1 protein-coding gene and 1 pseudogene are annotated in these 2278 nt (G+C 71.6%); both read left to right on the forward strand.

The features are described from left to right. Window positions 1-67: 67 nt before the first annotated feature. Window positions 68-847, forward strand: a pseudogene (locus tag BN2279_RS09425) (cytochrome P450); the annotation flags it as partial. A 990-nt stretch (window positions 848-1837) separates the two neighbouring features. Then, window positions 1838-2278, forward strand: a 441-nt coding sequence (locus BN2279_RS09430) for a transglycosylase family protein (RefSeq protein WP_199827692.1), incomplete at its 3' end; no start/stop codon positions are given.

Raw genomic sequence — 2278 nt, forward strand, 5'->3', positions numbered from 1 at the left:
TTGTCATCTTCTTCTATTCATGCACACTACGTGCTTTCTCCTGGTGATCTAGTTTATTAACAAATGCGGCGTCCCCCGAGGTTTACACTATCCTCGTCGTCGGCGGCGTCAGATGTGTATAAGAGACAGGTGGCGCGGCGGGGTGGGGCGCGCGGTGCGGCGGATGCGCGGGTATCTGGGGGAGTTGATCCACCGCAAGCGGGGTGAGCTGGGGGACGACTTGATTTCGGGGCTGATCCGGGCGTCGGATCAGGGGGAGCAGTTGTCGGAGGACGAGGCCGCGTCGATGGCGTTCATCCTTCTTTTCGCGGGGTTCGAGACGACGGTGAATCTGATCGGCAACGGCATGCTGGCGTTGTTGCGGAATCCGGCGGAGCTGGCGCGGCTGCGGGACGCGGTGGTGGCGGGGGACGAGGCGCTGCTGGGTACGGCGGTCGAGGAGTTGCTGCGGTACGACGGGCCGGTGGAGCTGGCGACGTGGCGGTTCGCGTCGGAGCCGTTGACGCTGGGCGGGGCGCGGGTGGAGCGCGGGGATCCGGTGCTGGTGGTGCTGGCGGCGGCGGACCGTGATCCGGCGCGGTTCGCGGCGCCGGACGTGCTGGATCTGGGGCGGGCGGACAATCCGCATCTGGGGTACGGGCACGGCATTCACTACTGCCTGGGCGCGCCGTTGGCGCGGCTGGAGGCGCGGACGGCGCTGGCGACGGTGTTGCGGCGGTTGCCGGATGTGCGGCTGGCGGTCGAGCCGGGAGAGCTGCGGTGGCGGGGCGGGCTGATCATGCGGGGTCTGCGGACGCTGCCGGTCGCGTTCACGCCGGAAGGTGACGGTTCGTCACCACGGTGGTGAACGTGTCGTGCCGGTGGGACCGGGTGACCGGCGCCGCGTGGGGCCGGGCCGCCGAGTGCGAGAGCGGCGGGGACCGGACGGCGAACCACGGCAACGGCCGCTGCGGCGGACCGAGGGCAGCAGGGTCGGCCGGGGTGCGCGCCGCTGTCCGGGCTGTGGGCGGAGTTCCGCGCCGAGCGGGACGCGGCGGAGCCGCCGGGGACCGGGGATGCCGGGAAGCCTCCGGCCGGGGAGGAGTCCGTCGGCGGGACGGTCGGTGGCCGGGCACCGGGGCGAGCCCGGCCCGGGGGAGCGGACGCCGGGACAGGGGCGGGACGGAGGCGGCCGGGTCCGGTGTCGCGGCCGGGCGGTGCGTGGGCCGGTGCGGGGTGCGGCCGGGGGACGCGTTGTCCGCCATTGCGGTCGAGTCCGGCGTGTCCGGTGACTGACCCGCCCCCTACACGGCGAACAAAACGGTCATAGGTGATGATCCGGGCCGTCTAACCCCGGGCCGGGAACTGGACTTGGCCCTCACGCCCCGTTAGGCGCCGGTTCACCTGTGCGACTTTACGATTCAGAAAATGTGACCATCGTCTCTCTGGACTTCGGTGAAATCGGACTCTTCTACCGTTTCGCCGCCCCCGCTGACCTGGGCAAATCCGACTCTTCGTGCGTCAACCCCCGCCACGCCGATGATCTTCTTCGTTCTTGAATCGTTAGCGAGCCTGTGTTTAGTGTCCCTCCGCCCGACGCCTCGCCGGGCACCGGAGCCGTAACGCCGAATCCTGCCGCCGGCCCCGGGGACCACCATCGCGCACCACCGCAGGCAGGAGCGGGGGACCCAAGGCCGCACCCGGCACACCGACGCCGGGCCGCGGATGCCGGGCCGGACGACCCGTCCGGAACGGCTTGGGGTGAAGCCCGGGGACGCCGCCACCGTCCCGGGGCCGGGCAACTCACCAGACCCGAACCCGACAGCTCACCTCGCAGGCGTCGGTGAGAAGGATCGTCATGCTGTTCACGGGCAAGGGCCGTCATCGTCGTCCGTCCAAACCGACCCGCTTCGCCGCCGCGGCCACCGTCACCGGCGCCGCCGCGGTCGCCATCCCGCTGCTGGGCGCCTCCGGCGCCTCCGCCGCCTCCGTCGACACGTGGGACGCCGTCGCCCAGTGCGAGTCCGGCGGCGACTGGGCCATCAACACCGGCAACGGCTACTACGGCGGCCTCCAGTTCTCCCAGTCGAGCTGGGAGGCGGCCGGCGGCACGCAGTACGCGTCGCGCGCCGACCTGGCCTCCAAGGACCAGCAGATCGCCACCGCCGAGCAGCTCCTGGCCATGCAGGGCCCGGGCGCCTGGCCGGTGTGCGGTGCGCGGGCCCTGCATGGCCAGGAGCTGCTCGGCGGTGGCGATCTGCTGGTCCTTGGAGGCCAGGTCGGCGCGCGACGCGTACTG

Source organism: Streptomyces specialis, from assembly GCF_001493375.1.
GTDB classification, from domain to species: domain Bacteria; phylum Actinomycetota; class Actinomycetes; order Streptomycetales; family Streptomycetaceae; genus Streptomyces; species Streptomyces specialis.